Source organism: Desertibaculum subflavum (assembly GCA_003576705.1).
Classification (GTDB): Bacteria; Pseudomonadota; Alphaproteobacteria; order Ferrovibrionales; family Ferrovibrionaceae; genus Desertibaculum; species Desertibaculum subflavum.
This window is the reverse complement of the sequence record QOZS01000089.1, coordinates 1-12,769: the sequence shown is the minus strand read 5'-3', so window position 1 is coordinate 12,769 and position 12,769 is coordinate 1. Positions and strand designations below refer to the sequence as shown.

Below are 12,769 nucleotides of genomic sequence, written 5' to 3'. Positions count from 1 at the left end.
CCCGGCTCGGCCCGCGGCAGGTGGCGCTCGCCGCCGCCAGCGGCGCGACGGCGGTGACGCTGCGCCGGCCGCTCCGCGTCGCGCTGTTTTCGACCGGCGACGAGCTGGCCGCCGGCCACACGATCGACAGCAACCGTCCGATGCTGGCGGCGCTGCTCGGCAATCTGCCGGTTGCGCTCGACGATCGCGGCGTGCTGCGCGACGACGCGGCGGCGGTGCGCGCGGCGCTGGCGGGCGCGGCGGCCGATGCCGACCTGATCGTCACCTCCGGCGGCGTGTCGGTCGGCGAGGAGGATCACGTCCGCGCGGCGGTCGAGGCGCTCGGCGCGCTGCATCTCTGGCGCATCGCCATGAAGCCGGGCCGGCCGCTGGCGCTGGGCCAGATCGGCCGGGCCTGTTTCCTCGGCCTGCCCGGCAACCCGGTCGCCGCCTATATCGGCTTCGCCCGTTTCGGACTCCCCTTGATCCACCGGCTGGCCGGCGCGCCGCCGCCGCCGGCGCATATCCTGGTGCGGGCCGGCTTCGCGCTGCAGAAGAAGCCTGGCCGCACCGAATTCCTGCGCGCGGTGCTGCAGGCCGGCGCCGACGGCCTGCCGACGGCGATCGGCGATCCGGGCCAGGGTTCCGGCCGGCTTGGCGTGTTGGCGCAGGCGGACCTGCTGGTTGAAATCGGGCCGGAAGTGACCCAGATCCGTCCCGGCGATATGGTGCCCGCCCTTCCGCTCTGGCAGCAGCTCTGATGAAGCTCCTCTATTTCGCCTGGCTCCGCGAGCGCATCGGCCGCGCCGAGGAAGATCTCGCGCCGCCGGCCGAGGTGGCGGATGTCGCGCGGCTGATCGACTGGCTGAAGGCGCGCGGGCCGGGCTATGCCGCGGCCTTCGCCGACCTCCGCGTCGTGCGCGTCGCGGTCAACCAGGACTACGTGCCGGTCGACCATCCGGTGCGCGCGGGCGACGAGGTCGCCTTCTTCCCGCCGGTCACCGGGGGCTCGGCGTGATCCGCGTGCAGACGGAAGATTTCGATGTCGGCGCCGAGCTGAAGGCGCTCACCGCCGGCAACACGGCGATCGGCGGCGTCGCGCTGTTCGTCGGCCTGGTGCGCGACATGGCCGGCGGCCAGGCGGTCGGCGCCATGACGCTCGAGCATTATCCCGGCATGACCGAGCGGCAGCTCGAAAAGATCGAGGCGGAGGCGCGCGCGCGCTGGCCGCTCGACGCCACGCTGATTGTGCATCGCCACGGCCGGCTCGAGCCGGGCGACCAGATCGTGCTGGTGATCTGCGCCTCGGCGCATCGCGAGGCGGCGCTCGAGGCTTGCGCCTTCCTGATCGACTGGCTGAAGACCAAGGCGCCGTTCTGGAAATCGGAAGCGACGCCCGAAGGCCCGCGCTGGGTCGAAGCCCGCGCCGAAGACGACCACGCCGCCGCACGATGGCAGCGGTGAAGTGATCTCACGAGGGGAGGGGACATGACCGCCAAGACTTATCGCCGCATCGTTCTTGCCGCGCGCCCGGTGGGCGAACCGAAGGAAAGCGATTTCAAGGTCGACACCCAGCCGGTGCCGGAGCCGGGGCCGAAGGAGGTGCTGGTCCGCATCATCTATCTCTCGCTCGATCCCTATATGCGCGGGCGGCTGCGCGACGTCGCGTCCTATGCGCCGGCAGTGAAGATCGGCGAGGTGATGGTCGGCGGCACGGTCGGCGAGGTCGTCAAGTCGAACCATCCCGGCTTCCGGCCCGGCGACATCGTCGAAGGCTCGCTCGGCTGGCAGGAATATGCCGTCGCCACCGATCCGGCGGCGCTTCGCAAGATCGATCCCTCGATCGCGCCGATCTCCACCGCCAACGGCATCCTCGGCATGCCCGGCATGACCGCCTATTTCGGCCTGTTCGACGTGGCGCAGCCGAAGCCGGGCGACACGGTCGTGGTCTCGGCCGCTTCCGGCGCGGTCGGCCAGGTGGTCGGCCAGCTCGCCAAAATGATGGGCTGTCGCGCGGTCGGCATCGCTGGCGGCAAGGCGAAGTGCGATTTCGTGAAGGAGCTCGGCTTCGATGCCTGCGTCGACTACAAGGCCGGCAATCTCGATGCAGATCTGAAAGCGGCCTGCCCGAACGGCATCGACGTCTATTTCGAGAATGTCGGCGGCGAGGTGTCGGACGCCGTCTACAAGCAGCTCAACTTCTTCGCCCGCATCGCCGCCTGCGGCTCGATCTCGCAATCGAACAACGAGATTCCGGCCATGGGCCCTCGCCTGAACGGGTTGTTCACCGGCCGGCGCGTGCGCCTGCAGGGCTTCATCGTGTGGGACTACCGCGACCGCTACGCGCCGGCCATGCAGCGCATGGGCGCCTGGGTGAAATCCGGCAAGCTGAAGTTCCGCGAAGACATCGTCGACGGGCTGGAGAACGCGCCGAAGGCCTTCATCGGCCTGCTGAAGGGCGCCAATTTCGGCAAGCTGCAGGTGCGCGTCGGTCCGGAGAAGGGGTAAACGACGCTAACCCGAAGCGAGTCGCCGGATCCGGCCGACCACCTCGAACACCAGCGGCACGCCATCGATCTGTTTCGGCATGGCGGTGCCGATGGGCGGTGCCGCCAGATTCACCTTGACCGCGGGGCACCCCGAGACCTTCGTCAGGCCCACACCGACCACTTGAAATGCCGGGCCAAGCTGTCGCTTGGCCTTGGACTTTGCGGCCCGTGCCTGTTCGAGCGAAACCCGCTTTTCTACCATGCGCGTCAGTATAGCAGATCAACGCGCAGCGCATCGAGGACGGTGTGGATCGGCGTTGCGTAGGTAAGGCCGGCATTGTTTCGGCCGCCGGAATCCGTGCCGGCGAAAAGCTGTGCCACCGCATAGCCGTCGCTGTCCACGATCAGCGAGCCGCTGTCGCCGCCATCGCTGAAAGGCCCGGTGCCCGCACCCTCGATCTCGATCTGACCGTCGAATCCGACATTGCCGATGTCATAGGCCACCACAAGATCGTCGATCTCGAAGGCTGTGACCCGGCCACGTGTCACCCCCGTCGTGCGGCCGACCTTCGCCACTTTCAGCCCCTCGTCGATTTCCGGATCGGCAAGTCCTTTCAGCGCTCCCAGACCACGTAGCTTGGCCGGATCATGGTCGATGTCGTCGACCACTGTAGCGGTCGCGCTATCCACGAGATTGGCATTGTTGCTCCGCAGGCGCACGAACCTGGCCAGCGTCGCGACGCGATCGGCGGCCTTTCCCCCGTCATAAGGGCCGGCCTGCAGGATGGCGTCGCCCTTCTTGGCATTGTTCTCGTTGGCAAGCACGTGGTTGTTGGAGAGCACTTGGATCCGGCCTCCACTCCGCGGCGTGACGAATCCGCCGAGCGTGCCGGCCGTCACGCCGAAATGCGCGATCGAGCAGCCGACGTTCAAGGGACGGCATTGCTGCTGATACCAGGGCACGGCGCGCTTCTGGACCCTGCCGATGAAATTGATATCGACCTCGCCCTTGGCCAACCTGGACAGGCGCTCGATCTCGGGATGTGCCGCGAGAGAGTGACGCTGCAGGCGTACTGCGAGCTTGAAATTTCCCTTGCCCGCTGGGCTGACGCCAAGCGCGAACAGCCGCGTCGCTTGCTTGGTGTTCTCGATCGGCGCGGCCGCGAACGCCAAACCGAGGGCGCGTGGCCGTGCCGCCAGCATCGGCTGAACGATCCGGTCGAGCGCGCGTGCTTTGATTTCCCGTACCGAGTCGAGCTTCATCGCCGCCTCCCACCGCTTTCACGGCAGTATGGGGCGATTCGTTACATTTGTATATATTATCAGGAAAGCAACTGCAGAGAGCTCTGCTCACTCTGCGGGGCTTGGCTTCGCGGTCCCGCGCAGACTGCCCAGCAGGTCGACCGGCAGCGGGAAGACGATGGTGGAGCTGCGCTCGCCGGCGATGTTCTGCAGGGTGCCGAGATAGCGGAGCTGCATGGCGAAGGGCTGCTGCGCCAGCACCTCGCCGGCCTCGAACAGCTTCTGCGAGGCCTGCAGCTCGCCCTCCGCGTCGATGATCTTGGCGCGGCGGATGCGCTCGGCCTCGGCCTGCTTGGCGATGGCGCGCACCATGCTGTCGTTCAGGTCGACATGCTTCAGCTCGACATTGGAGACCTTGATGCCCCAGGCATCGGTCTGGTCGTCGAGCAGGGCGCGGATCTCGTCGTTCAGCTTCTCGCGCTCGGCCAGCATCTGGTCGAGCTCGTGCTGGCCCAGGATCGAGCGGAGCGTGGTCTGGGCGAGCTGGCTGGTCGCCATGTTGAAGTCCTCGACCTGGATGATGGCCCGCTCGGCGTCCATGACGCGGAAATAGACCACCGCGTTGACCTTGACCGACACGTTGTCGCGGCTGATCACGTCCTGCGGCGGCACGTCCAGCACGCGGGTGCGCAGGTCGACCCGCACCATCTGCTGGATTACCGGCACGACGATGACGAGGCCCGGGCCCTTCAGCTTCCAGAACCGGCCGAGCAGGAACACCACGCCGCGCTCGTACTCGCGCAAGGTGCGGAACGAGTAGACGATCAGGCCGAGGACGATGGCGATCGGCAGCACGATGGCGCCGATCGATTGCAGGTTCGACAGCATTTCCGCCTCTCCTCAGCTTGCTTCGATATGCAGGGTCAGCCCGTCGCGCGCCGCCACGCGCACGGCGTCGCCCGGCAGATACTCCCTGTCGCTCCTGGCCGACCAGACTTCGCCGTGCACACGCACCGTGCCCCGGCTGCCGTTCCAGCTGATCACCTTGGCCTCCAGGCCGATCATCTCCTCGGCGCCGGTGACCACCGCCCGTTTGCGCGCCTTCATGGCGAAGCCGAACACGAAGGCGGCCATGGCGAAGCTGAGCGCGGTCATGCCGGCGATCACCGGCCAGGCCACCGCGATGTCGATATCGGCGGCATCCGGGTCGAACAGGAAGGCGGCGCCGATCACGGTGGCGATCACCCCGCCGATGCCGAGCACGCCGATGCCCGGCGTGAAGGCCTCGCCCGTCATCAGCGCGATGCCGAGCAGCAGCAGGCCGAGCCCCGCATAGTTGACCGGCAGCACCGACAGGGCGGTCAGCCCGAGCAGCAGGCAGATCCCGCCGAGCACGCCGGGGAAGATCGCGCCGGGGCTCCACAGCTCGAACAGGACGCCGTAGACGCCGATCATCATCAGGATGAAGGCGATGTTGGGGTCGGCGACGGCGCCGAGCAGCCGCATGCGCCAATCGGCCGCCACCTCGACCACCGCGCGCCCCTCGGTGACCAGCTTCCGCTTGGCGCCACCGACGCTGACCTCATGGCCTTCGAGCCTGGCCAGCAGCGCGGTCCGGTCGACCGACACGAATTCGATGACGTTCTCCTTCAGCGCGTCGTCGGCGGTCAAGGTCGCGGCCTCGCGGACCGCCTTCTCCGCCCAGTCTGCATTGCGGCCGCGCAGTTGCGCCAGCGCGCGGATATAGGCGATGGCGTCGTTCAGCACCTTGTCTTCCATGCCGGCCTTGGGCTTCTCGCCTTCCGCCGGCTTCTCCTTCGGCGGTTGCTGCGGGCTGCCCGGCATCGGCGCGCCGCCGAGCTGGATCGGCGTCGCGGCGCCGAGATGGGTGCCCGGCGCCATCGCCGCAACGTGCGAGGCATAAAGCATGTAGGTGCCGGCGCTGGCGGCGCGGGCGCCGCTCGGCGCCACGTAGATCGCCACCGGCACTTTCGAACCGAGGATCGCCTGGATGATGACCCGCGTCGAGGTGACGAGCCCGCCCGGCGTGTCGAGCCGGAACAGTACCAGCTCGGCCTGCTCGGCCTCGGCCCGCTTGATCACCGTCTCGACCTGCAGCTCGGCGGCGACGCCGATGGCGCCGGTGATGTCGGCCTGCAGGATGGCGGCCGGCGGTGCCGGTTCCTGGGCGCTGCTCGCCACGCGCATCGAGAGTACGGCGGCCAGAACGGCGCCGACGACGAGCCATAGCAGGCGGGCCTTGCGCATCCGCATGCTCCCCGTGTCTCCCTTCCTCCCAGCCCAGGCGCCTGCCTCCGTTCCGGGATGCGGATGGCGACTAGCCCTTGCTCTCCCGCACGAACTTGAAGATCTCGGTGAAATCCGATCCCGGCATCGCCTGCTCGCAACGCGTCCAGATATCGGCGACCAGTTCGCCCACCTCGCGCGGCGCGTTGGCGGCGCGCACGCCCTCGCGGAACAGGCGCACGTCCTTCGCCATCAGCCTGGTCGCGAAGCCGGCGGCGAAGCTGCCGGGCAGCACCTGGCGCGGGAACTTGTCGTCGGTCGCGCTGTTGCGCCCGCTCGACACGTTCAGCACGTCCAGCATGGTCTTCATCTCCAGGCCGCGGTCGATGCCGAAATTGATCGCCTCGCTGGTCGCCGCCATGGCGGTGGCGGAGAGAAAGTTGTTCAGCATCTTCATCGCCTGGCCCTGCCCGGCGCGGGTGCCGACATGGAACACGTTCTTGGCCACCAGCTTCAGCATCGGCGCCAGGGTGTCGAACCTCTCCTGCGGGCAGGCGACCATCATGGCGAGGCTGGCCGCCACCGCGCCATGCACGCCGCCGGAGACCGGCGCATCGACATATTGCACGCCGACAGCGGCCAGCCGCTCGGCGACGCGCGCAGCCGCCTGGTCGCCGATGGTCGAAGTATCGATCACCGTGCGCAGCCGTCGCGCCGGCGCGGCGCCGATCTCATGCGCCACCATGTCGGCCGCGGCGCCGTCCGGCAGGCTCAGGAATGCCGTCTCGGCGCCGGCGGCGACGCCGCCGACCGAGCCCGCCGCGGTGCCGCCCGGCGGCAGCCGGCTCTGCGTGCCGGCGGCGTCGAAGCCCAGGATGCGGCAGCCGCCCTTCGCCAGGTTGGTCGCCATCGGCTGGCCCATCTGGCCGAGGCCGATGAAGCCGATCAGCTCGCCATTGCTCGCCATCGCGCGGCCCCGATCAGGCTTCCGGCCGGGGCTTCAACTGGCTCGCGTCGATGCCTTCCTCCTGCAGCACGCGCTTGGCGATGCGGAAGCATTCGACGCCGGCCGGGATGCCGCAATAGACCGCGATCTGGATCAGGATCTCGCGCAGCTCCTCCAGCGGCACCTTGTTCTTCACCAGGGCGGCGCGGAAATGCAGCTCCCATTCGTGCATGCGGCCGAGTGCCGCGATCATGCCGAGATTGAGCAGGCTGCGCTGCTGCTTGGTCAGCACGCCCTTGCCCCAGGTGCCGCCCCAGCAATATTCGGTGACGATGTCCTGGAAATCCTTGTCGAAGGCGGTCGTCTTGCTCAGCGCCGCCTCGACATATTCGGCGCCCAGCACCTCCTTGCGCACCCGAAGCCCCGCCGCGTGCTGCTTGCTCTCGGCCATGTTGTTTCCTCCTTAGGCGTATCGGCTCGCCGACAGGTTACCCCGTCGGCCCCGCTCTACATATTCATCACGCTGAGTACTCACCTTGTCATGCCCGGGCTTGACCCGGGCATCCACGGCTCTCCGTCGCGCTGCCCAAGGGCGTGGATGGCCGGGTCAAGCCCGGCCATGACGTGCTGGTACGAAAACTATTGTCGCCACACCGCCGGCAGCTTGGTCAGGCCGCGCAAGGTGAAGGTCTGGCGCCATTCCGGGCTGTCCTTCTCCGGCAGCTCCAGGTTCGGCAGGCGGGCGAGCAGGCTGCGGTAGGCGACGTCGGTCTCGATGCGCGAGAGCTGCGCGCCCAGGCAGTGGTGGATGCCGCCGCCGAAGGACAGCGGCTTCGGGTCCTTGCGGCGGATATCCAGCTGGTCCGGGTTCGCATGCGCGGCGGGGTCGCGGTTGCCGGCGCCGAGCAGGCAGATCACGCCTTCGCCCTCCTCGATGCGGAAGCCGTCGATCTCCATCGGCTCGAAGGTGGCGCGCCCGGTCATCTGCACCGAGCTGTCATAGCGCAGCACCTCCTCCACCGCGTTCGGCGTCAGCGACGGATCGGCCTTCAGCGCGGCCAGCTGGTCCGGATGCCTGTGCAGCGCCAGCAACCCGTTGGCGATGGTGTTGGTGGTCGTCTCGTGCCCGGCGCCGAACAGCAGCTGAACGTTGGCGAACAGCTCCTCGTTGGTCAGCCGGTCGCCGGCCTCCTCGGCCTGGACCAGATGGGTGATCAGGTCGTCCTTCGGCTCGCGCCGGCGGCGCTCGAACAGGTCGTTGAAATAGGCCGCCTGCTCCATCGAGGCGGCATTGGCGCGGTCGAGCTCCTCGCGCGGCAGCGGGACGGGATCGAGGATGCGGCCGACGATGCGCGAGCTTTCCAGGAACGGACCCCGGTCCTCCTCGGGGATGCCGAGCATGTCGCAGATCACCATCACCGGCAGCGGATGGGCGAAATCCTTGATCACGTCCATCTCGCCCTTGTCGACCACCTTGTCGATCAACCCGTCGACCAGCGACTGGATGCGCGGGCGCATCTCCTCCACGCGCCGCGCCGTGAACGCCTTGGTGACCAGGCCGCGCAGCCGGGTGTGGTCCGGCGGGTCGCGGGTCAGCATCATCAGCTCGAGGCCGCGATAGGCGACCTCGTCCAGCGCCTGGGGGCCGAGCCGCTTCGCCATCCGTTCGCGGAACCGCTTGCCGAGCTGGCGGTCGCGCAGCAGCAGCGCGATATCGGCGTTGCGGGTGGCGATGATGAAGCCGAGCGGCGAGCGGTGCAGCGGCTCGCGCTCCCTCAGCTGGTGATAGAACGGATAGGGATCGCGGATGAAGGCCGGATCGAGCGGATTGAACACGATCGGCTGGTCGGCAGCCTTGGGCACGGCACTCATCTGAGGTTTCTCCCTGTTTCTACCATTGAGACTAGCCGGTTGCCGCTGCGCCGGCCACTCGTTCACCGCCAGTGACGCAAAGGACGCGAAGTTCCGCGAAGGATTGAAAGTCCTTTCCTTTGCGTGCCTTGGCGCACTTGGCGTCCTTGGCGGTTCATTTCCCCGCTGCCCTTCGCTATGACAGCCTCATGAGCTGGATCGACAACCTGCCTTACATTGACCGTTTCCGTGACAAGGCGCCGCTGGTGCCGGTGGTGCGGCTGGCCGGCGTGATCGCGCCGCCGGGCGGGCTGGTCGGCGGCCGTACGCTCAATCTCTCCGGCGTCGCCGGCGCGCTCGAGGCCGCCTTTTCGCTCAAGGCCGCGCCGGCGGTGGCGCTCGCCATCAACTCGCCCGGCGGCTCGCCGGTGCAATCGGCGCTGATTCACGACCGCATCCGCGAGCTCGCGGCCGAGAAGAAGAAGCCGGTGCTCGCCTTCGTCGAGGACGTGGCGGCGTCCGGCGGCTACTGGCTGGCGCTGGCCGGCGACGAGATCTTCGCCGATGCCAGCTCGATCGTCGGCTCGATCGGCGTGATCTCGGCCGGCTTCGGCTTCAGCGAGGCGATCGCCCGGCTCGGCATCGAGCGGCGCGTGCATGCGCAGGGTCGCGCCAAGTCGATGCTGGACCCGTTCCGGCCGGAGCGGCCGGAGGATGTGGCGCGGCTCGACGCGCTGCAGAAGGAGATCCACGCCCGCTTCATCGATCACGTCCGCGCCCGCCGCGCCGACCGGCTGAAGGAGCCGCATCCTGACGGCCTGTTCGAGGGCGAGATCTTCACCGGCGCCAAGGCTGCCGAGGCCGGGCTGGTCGACGGGCTCGGCCATCTCCGCACCGTGCTGCGCGGCCGCTTTGGCGACAAGGTGAAGCTGCGTATCTTCGCCGCGGAGCGCAGCTGGCTGCGCCGCCGGCTCGGGCTGGCGGAAGCGCCGGCGATCTTCGCCGAGCGTCTGGTCGAGGCGGTCGAGACCCGCGCCGCCTGGTCGCGTTACGGTCTCTAGATGTTCAGCCTCAACAAGCTGCTGATCCTGGCCGCCGCGATCGCCGTCGTCTGGCTCGGCTTCCGCTGGTGGCAGCGCCAGCAGCTGGCCAGCCGCGAAGCGCCGCGCCGCGCGCCGAAGCAGCGCGCACGCGCGGGCGATGTCGAGGACATGCGCGCCTGCCGCGTCTGCGGCGTCTACATCGCCGCCGGCGCGGCAGCCTGCGAACGGCCAAACTGTCCGCAGCGCGACGCATAACGAGAAAGCGAGGGAGGATGAGTTTCGATCCGAACGACTACAAGCTGGTGCCGCAGCGCTGGTTCGACGATTTCAAGCAGGGCGAGCGCTTCCCCGGCAACAGCCACACGGTGACGGAATCGCATTTCACCGCCTTCCGCGGCATGACCGGGGACAATCACCCGATCCACTACGACATCGAATACTGCAAGGCGCATGGCCATCCGGGCCTGCTCGCGCACGGCCTGCAGGTTTTGGCCTACACGGCCGCCGGCGCCGGCCTGTCGCCGCATGCCTTCGGCGACGCGCTGGTCGCCTTCATCGAGGTCTCGGCGCGCTTCCTGAAAGGCGTCTATCCCGGCGACACGATGTACCCGCTACTGGAGATCGTCGAGCTCAAGCCGCAGCGCACGACCGGCGTCATCGTGATGCGTGCGACGCTCCACAATCAGAAAGGCGAGCTGGTGCTGGAAGGCACGCATCGCCTGCTGGTCAAGAAGCGGCCCCACTGAGCCCTTCGATCTAGCGCGGCGCCGCCATCATCCGCCTGGCCATGCCTTCCAGCGTGGTCATGTGGTGCTGGCGCTTCGGCACGTCGTAGGGCGTCACGTTCACCGCGCGGATGAAGCGGCGCACCACGTCGCCGTCCGGCGTGACGTCGACATCGATGATGTTGAGGCAGCAGGAATCCTGCTCGAAGACCGGGAACGCGGCGAGCGGCGCGCCCAGCGCCCAGCAGAGCAGTGCCCGGTTGACCCCGCCATGCGCCACCAGCAGCAGGTTGTCCCAGTCCTTCCAGGCCAGCACCTTCTCGATGCCGTCGTGGCACCGGCGTACGAAGGGTTCGAAATGCTCGCCGTCGCGATAGCGCCCGGTATCGCGGCCGGCATGGAAGAAGGCATAGGCGACGTCGGGCAGGATCTGCTCCGGCGGCAGCTCGGCCATCGACCGGCCGCTATTGATCTCCTCCAGCAGCGGCTCGGTGCGCCGCGGCAGGTCGCGGCCCTCGAGCACGATGTCGGCTGTCTCCACCGTGCGCGGCAGGCCGGAGACGACGACGGCGTCGAGCGTCACCTCGGCCAGCAGCGCGCGCATGGCGGCGGCCTGCTCGCGGCCCCGCTCGGTCAGCGCCACGATGCGCGAATCGCCGGTGCGGCGCCCCTCCGCGTCGAAATAGGCGGCCTCGGCATGGCGCAGCAGGTGGATGCGCCGGCGCCGGGCGCCGTCCAGCGCGAGCAGGCTCATCGGCTGTCCTCCCGGCCGCCGACGATCTCGAGCGCCACCTCGGCGGCGTTGATCAGCCGCTTGCCGACCTGCTCGAAATTCACCGTAACGCGCCCGTCGATCGCCGACTGGACCTGGCCGATGCCCCAATCGGGCTCCCGGGGGTGGCGCACCAGGGCACCCGGCACCAGGCCAGGGGCCGGTCCCGGCCCGGCTCCCGCAAATGTCACACTGGGCATGATTGCTCCAATTCGTTCACCTCTGCATCTTACGACGCCAATGTGACAGCGACGACAAGGCAGTAACCATGGCGCAAGAATCCGATCCCTCGCTCGCGCTGGCCGCGCAGCTCTGCTCCAAGCTCTGCCACGACCTGGCCGGCGTGCTCGGCGCCATCGCCAACGGCGCCGAGCTGCTGGAGGACGAGGACGACGAGGAGATCCGCAACCAGGCGGTCGAGCTGCTGGCCCAATCGGCCGAGCAGGCCGGGCGCCGCCTGCGCTTCTTCCGCATCGCCTTCGGTGCCGGCGGGGCGCTCGGTGACGTGATCGACGTGGGCGAGCTGCGCGATGCCGTCGAGGGCCAGCTCGGCGGCGGCCGGCTCAAGGTCGAATGGCCGGCCGATCTGGCCCGCCTGACCAAACCCGAGGCCAAGGTGCTGCTTAACCTTATGCTGGTTGCCGCCGCCGGCCTGCCGCGCGGCGGCTTCCTGCGGCCCTCGGTGGGAGCCGACGGGCTGGTGGCCGTGATGGCCGAGGGAGAGGTGGCCAATCTGCCGGATGCCGTCCGCACAGCGCTTGCCGGCCAGGCCGGTGTTCCCGAAGGGATCGCGGCGGTTGCCGTGCATGCGATGCGGCTCGCGGCCGCTTCCGGCCGCCGCGTGGTCGCCAGCGAGACCGGGCCCAAGGGCTTCTCGCTCGCGCTCAAGCCGGGCAGCTGAGCTCCCGGCGACGACAATGTGTACGCCCTTAGAGCTAACTTAACTTCTCGACAGCAGATTAACCGACCTGACCTCCGGCCGCGGAGGAACAGGGGTTCCCACCGCGGTCAGCTTGGTGCGCTGCGCTTGGGTGGAACATGGATGATCTGCTGACGGAATTCCTCACCGAGACCAACGAAAGTCTCGCGGTGCTCGATGTCGAGCTGGTGCATCTCGAGCAGAATCCGAACAACCCATCGCTGCTCAACAACATCTTCCGCCTGGTCCACACCATCAAGGGGACCTGCGGCTTCCTCGGCCTGCCGCGGCTCGAGACGCTCGCGCATGCCGCCGAGAACGTGCTCGGCAAGTTCCGCGACGGCGCGCTGGTGGTGACACCGGAAGCGGTGACCCTGATCCTGGCGACCCTCGACCGCATCAAGCAGATCCTGGCCGAGCTCGAGCGCACCGAGGCGGAGCCGGCCGGCAATGACGCCGATCTGATCGCCCGCCTGGACGCGACCGCCGCCGGCAAGGCCGCGCCGGTCGCCGCCAAGCCCGCGGCCCCGCCGCCGCCCGCCCCTGTCGCCGCCGC

The 12,769-nt window shown here is 68.6% G+C and carries 18 protein-coding genes; 9 read left to right on the top strand and 9 right to left on the bottom strand.

Annotated features, from left to right (window positions below):
• The 4 genes from DT074_RS26445 to curA form a co-directional block, all read left to right on the top strand.
• Positions 1 to 740 (top strand): molybdopterin-binding protein (locus tag DT074_RS26445; RefSeq protein ID WP_368744927.1); only part of this gene is annotated, 740 nt, incomplete at its 5' end.
• Positions 740 to 997 (top strand): molybdopterin converting factor subunit 1, encoded by a 258-nt coding sequence (gene moaD, locus DT074_RS26440; RefSeq protein ID WP_119422849.1) that lies wholly within the window; start codon positions 740 to 742, stop codon positions 995 to 997. The genes DT074_RS26445 and moaD, both read left to right, overlap by 1 nt.
• A complete protein-coding gene (locus DT074_RS26435) occupies positions 994 to 1,443 on the top strand; it encodes a molybdenum cofactor biosynthesis protein MoaE (RefSeq protein ID WP_119422848.1) in 450 nt (149 codons plus the stop codon). The genes moaD and DT074_RS26435 overlap by 4 nt, the downstream gene beginning before the upstream one ends.
• A 24-nt stretch (positions 1,444 to 1,467) precedes the next feature.
• On the top strand, positions 1,468 to 2,487 hold the full coding sequence (gene curA, locus DT074_RS26430) for an NADPH-dependent curcumin/dihydrocurcumin reductase (protein ID WP_119422847.1): 1,020 nt from the start codon (positions 1,468 to 1,470) through the stop codon (positions 2,485 to 2,487).
• A gap of 6 nt (positions 2,488 to 2,493) precedes the next feature.
• Here the strand turns inward: curA and DT074_RS28330 are convergent, their stop codons facing one another.
• The 7 genes from DT074_RS28330 to DT074_RS26400 all read right to left on the bottom strand — a co-directional run bounded on the left by DT074_RS28330 (position 2,494) and on the right by DT074_RS26400 (position 8,775).
• Positions 2,494 to 2,730 carry a hypothetical protein gene (locus tag DT074_RS28330; protein ID WP_162915259.1) on the bottom strand — a complete coding sequence of 79 codons (237 nt, stop codon included), beginning with the start codon at positions 2,728 to 2,730 and terminating at the stop codon, positions 2,494 to 2,496.
• Positions 2,731 to 2,735: 5 nt separating this feature from the next.
• Complete coding sequence (locus DT074_RS26425) at positions 2,736 to 3,731, bottom strand: chymotrypsin family serine protease (RefSeq protein WP_119422846.1); 996 nt, start codon at positions 3,729 to 3,731, stop codon at positions 2,736 to 2,738.
• Positions 3,732 to 3,818: 87 nt separating this feature from the next.
• A complete protein-coding gene (locus DT074_RS26420) occupies positions 3,819 to 4,598 on the bottom strand; it encodes a slipin family protein (protein ID WP_119422845.1) in 780 nt (259 codons plus the stop codon).
• A 12-nt stretch (positions 4,599 to 4,610) separates the two neighbouring features.
• A complete protein-coding gene (locus DT074_RS26415) occupies positions 4,611 to 5,984 on the bottom strand; it encodes an NfeD family protein (protein ID WP_368744926.1) in 1,374 nt (457 codons plus the stop codon).
• 64 nt (positions 5,985 to 6,048) lie between these two features.
• Positions 6,049 to 6,924: an NAD(P)-dependent oxidoreductase gene (locus DT074_RS26410; RefSeq protein WP_119422843.1), complete on the bottom strand. Its 876-nt coding sequence runs from the start codon at positions 6,922 to 6,924 to the stop codon at positions 6,049 to 6,051.
• A gap of 13 nt (positions 6,925 to 6,937) precedes the next feature.
• Positions 6,938 to 7,354, bottom strand: a complete 417-nt coding sequence (locus DT074_RS26405) for a carboxymuconolactone decarboxylase family protein (protein WP_119422842.1) — start codon at positions 7,352 to 7,354, stop codon at positions 6,938 to 6,940.
• 188 nt (positions 7,355 to 7,542) lie between these two features.
• Positions 7,543 to 8,775, bottom strand: coding sequence for a cytochrome P450 (locus tag DT074_RS26400; RefSeq protein WP_119422841.1), 1,233 nt, complete (start codon positions 8,773 to 8,775; stop codon positions 7,543 to 7,545).
• 188 nt (positions 8,776 to 8,963) lie between these two features.
• On the opposite strand from DT074_RS26400, the gene DT074_RS26395 reads away from it, so the two are divergent.
• Genes DT074_RS26395 through DT074_RS26385 form a run of 3 tightly spaced genes read left to right on the top strand, consistent with a single transcriptional unit; the run spans position 8,964 to position 10,543 of the window.
• Complete coding sequence (locus DT074_RS26395) at positions 8,964 to 9,815, top strand: S49 family peptidase (protein ID WP_119422840.1); 852 nt, start codon at positions 8,964 to 8,966, stop codon at positions 9,813 to 9,815.
• The gene (locus tag DT074_RS26390) at positions 9,816 to 10,052 is read left to right on the top strand and encodes a hypothetical protein (RefSeq protein ID WP_119422839.1); all 237 of its coding nucleotides are present in this window, start codon (positions 9,816 to 9,818) and stop codon (positions 10,050 to 10,052) included. It abuts the gene before it with no gap.
• Positions 10,053 to 10,069: 17 nt separating this feature from the next.
• The gene (locus DT074_RS26385) at positions 10,070 to 10,543 is read left to right on the top strand and encodes a MaoC family dehydratase (RefSeq protein WP_119422838.1); all 474 of its coding nucleotides are present in this window, start codon (positions 10,070 to 10,072) and stop codon (positions 10,541 to 10,543) included.
• A 10-nt stretch (positions 10,544 to 10,553) separates the two neighbouring features.
• Here the strand turns inward: DT074_RS26385 and DT074_RS26380 are convergent, their stop codons facing one another.
• Both DT074_RS26380 and DT074_RS26375 read right to left on the bottom strand, forming a co-directional pair.
• Positions 10,554 to 11,276, bottom strand: a complete 723-nt coding sequence (locus tag DT074_RS26380; RefSeq protein WP_119422837.1) for a histidine phosphatase family protein — start codon at positions 11,274 to 11,276, stop codon at positions 10,554 to 10,556.
• Positions 11,273 to 11,494 carry a DUF3553 domain-containing protein gene (locus DT074_RS26375; RefSeq protein ID WP_119422836.1) on the bottom strand — a complete coding sequence of 74 codons (222 nt, stop codon included), beginning with the start codon at positions 11,492 to 11,494 and terminating at the stop codon, positions 11,273 to 11,275. Before DT074_RS26375 ends, DT074_RS26380 begins: the two co-directional genes overlap by 4 nt.
• A 68-nt stretch (positions 11,495 to 11,562) precedes the next feature.
• On the opposite strand from DT074_RS26375, the gene DT074_RS26370 reads away from it, so the two are divergent.
• The gene (locus DT074_RS26370; protein WP_119422835.1) at positions 11,563 to 12,195 is read left to right on the top strand and encodes a histidine phosphotransferase family protein; all 633 of its coding nucleotides are present in this window, start codon (positions 11,563 to 11,565) and stop codon (positions 12,193 to 12,195) included.
• A 137-nt stretch (positions 12,196 to 12,332) separates the two neighbouring features.
• Positions 12,333 to 12,769 (top strand): Hpt domain-containing protein (locus DT074_RS26365; protein ID WP_368744925.1); only part of this gene is annotated, 437 nt, incomplete at its 3' end.

Bases quoted from the DNA above. Each gene is read 5' to 3' on its own strand.
- DT074_RS26405 (WP_119422842.1), bottom strand. From the start codon at position 7,354: ATGGCCGAGAGCAAGCAGCACGCGGCGGGGCTTCGGGTGCGCAAGGAG.
- DT074_RS26400 (WP_119422841.1), bottom strand. From the start codon at position 8,775: ATGAGTGCCGTGCCCAAGGCTGCCGACCAGCCGATCGTGTTCAATCCG.
- DT074_RS26375 (WP_119422836.1), bottom strand. From the start codon at position 11,494: ATGCCCAGTGTGACATTTGCGGGAGCCGGGCCGGGACCGGCCCCTGGC.
- DT074_RS26425 (WP_119422846.1), bottom strand. From the start codon at position 3,731: ATGAAGCTCGACTCGGTACGGGAAATCAAAGCACGCGCGCTCGACCGG.
- moaD (WP_119422849.1), top strand. From the start codon at position 740: ATGAAGCTCCTCTATTTCGCCTGGCTCCGCGAGCGCATCGGCCGCGCC.
- DT074_RS26370 (WP_119422835.1), top strand. From the start codon at position 11,563: ATGGCGCAAGAATCCGATCCCTCGCTCGCGCTGGCCGCGCAGCTCTGC.
- DT074_RS28330 (WP_162915259.1), bottom strand. From the start codon at position 2,730: ATGGTAGAAAAGCGGGTTTCGCTCGAACAGGCACGGGCCGCAAAGTCC.
- curA (WP_119422847.1), top strand. From the start codon at position 1,468: ATGACCGCCAAGACTTATCGCCGCATCGTTCTTGCCGCGCGCCCGGTG.
- DT074_RS26420 (WP_119422845.1), bottom strand. From the start codon at position 4,598: ATGCTGTCGAACCTGCAATCGATCGGCGCCATCGTGCTGCCGATCGCC.
- DT074_RS26390 (WP_119422839.1), top strand. From the start codon at position 9,816: ATGTTCAGCCTCAACAAGCTGCTGATCCTGGCCGCCGCGATCGCCGTC.
- DT074_RS26380 (WP_119422837.1), bottom strand. From the start codon at position 11,276: ATGAGCCTGCTCGCGCTGGACGGCGCCCGGCGCCGGCGCATCCACCTG.
- DT074_RS26385 (WP_119422838.1), top strand. From the start codon at position 10,070: ATGAGTTTCGATCCGAACGACTACAAGCTGGTGCCGCAGCGCTGGTTC.
- DT074_RS26415 (WP_368744926.1), bottom strand. From the start codon at position 5,984: ATGCGGATGCGCAAGGCCCGCCTGCTATGGCTCGTCGTCGGCGCCGTT.
- DT074_RS26410 (WP_119422843.1), bottom strand. From the start codon at position 6,924: ATGGCGAGCAATGGCGAGCTGATCGGCTTCATCGGCCTCGGCCAGATG.
- DT074_RS26395 (WP_119422840.1), top strand. From the start codon at position 8,964: ATGAGCTGGATCGACAACCTGCCTTACATTGACCGTTTCCGTGACAAG.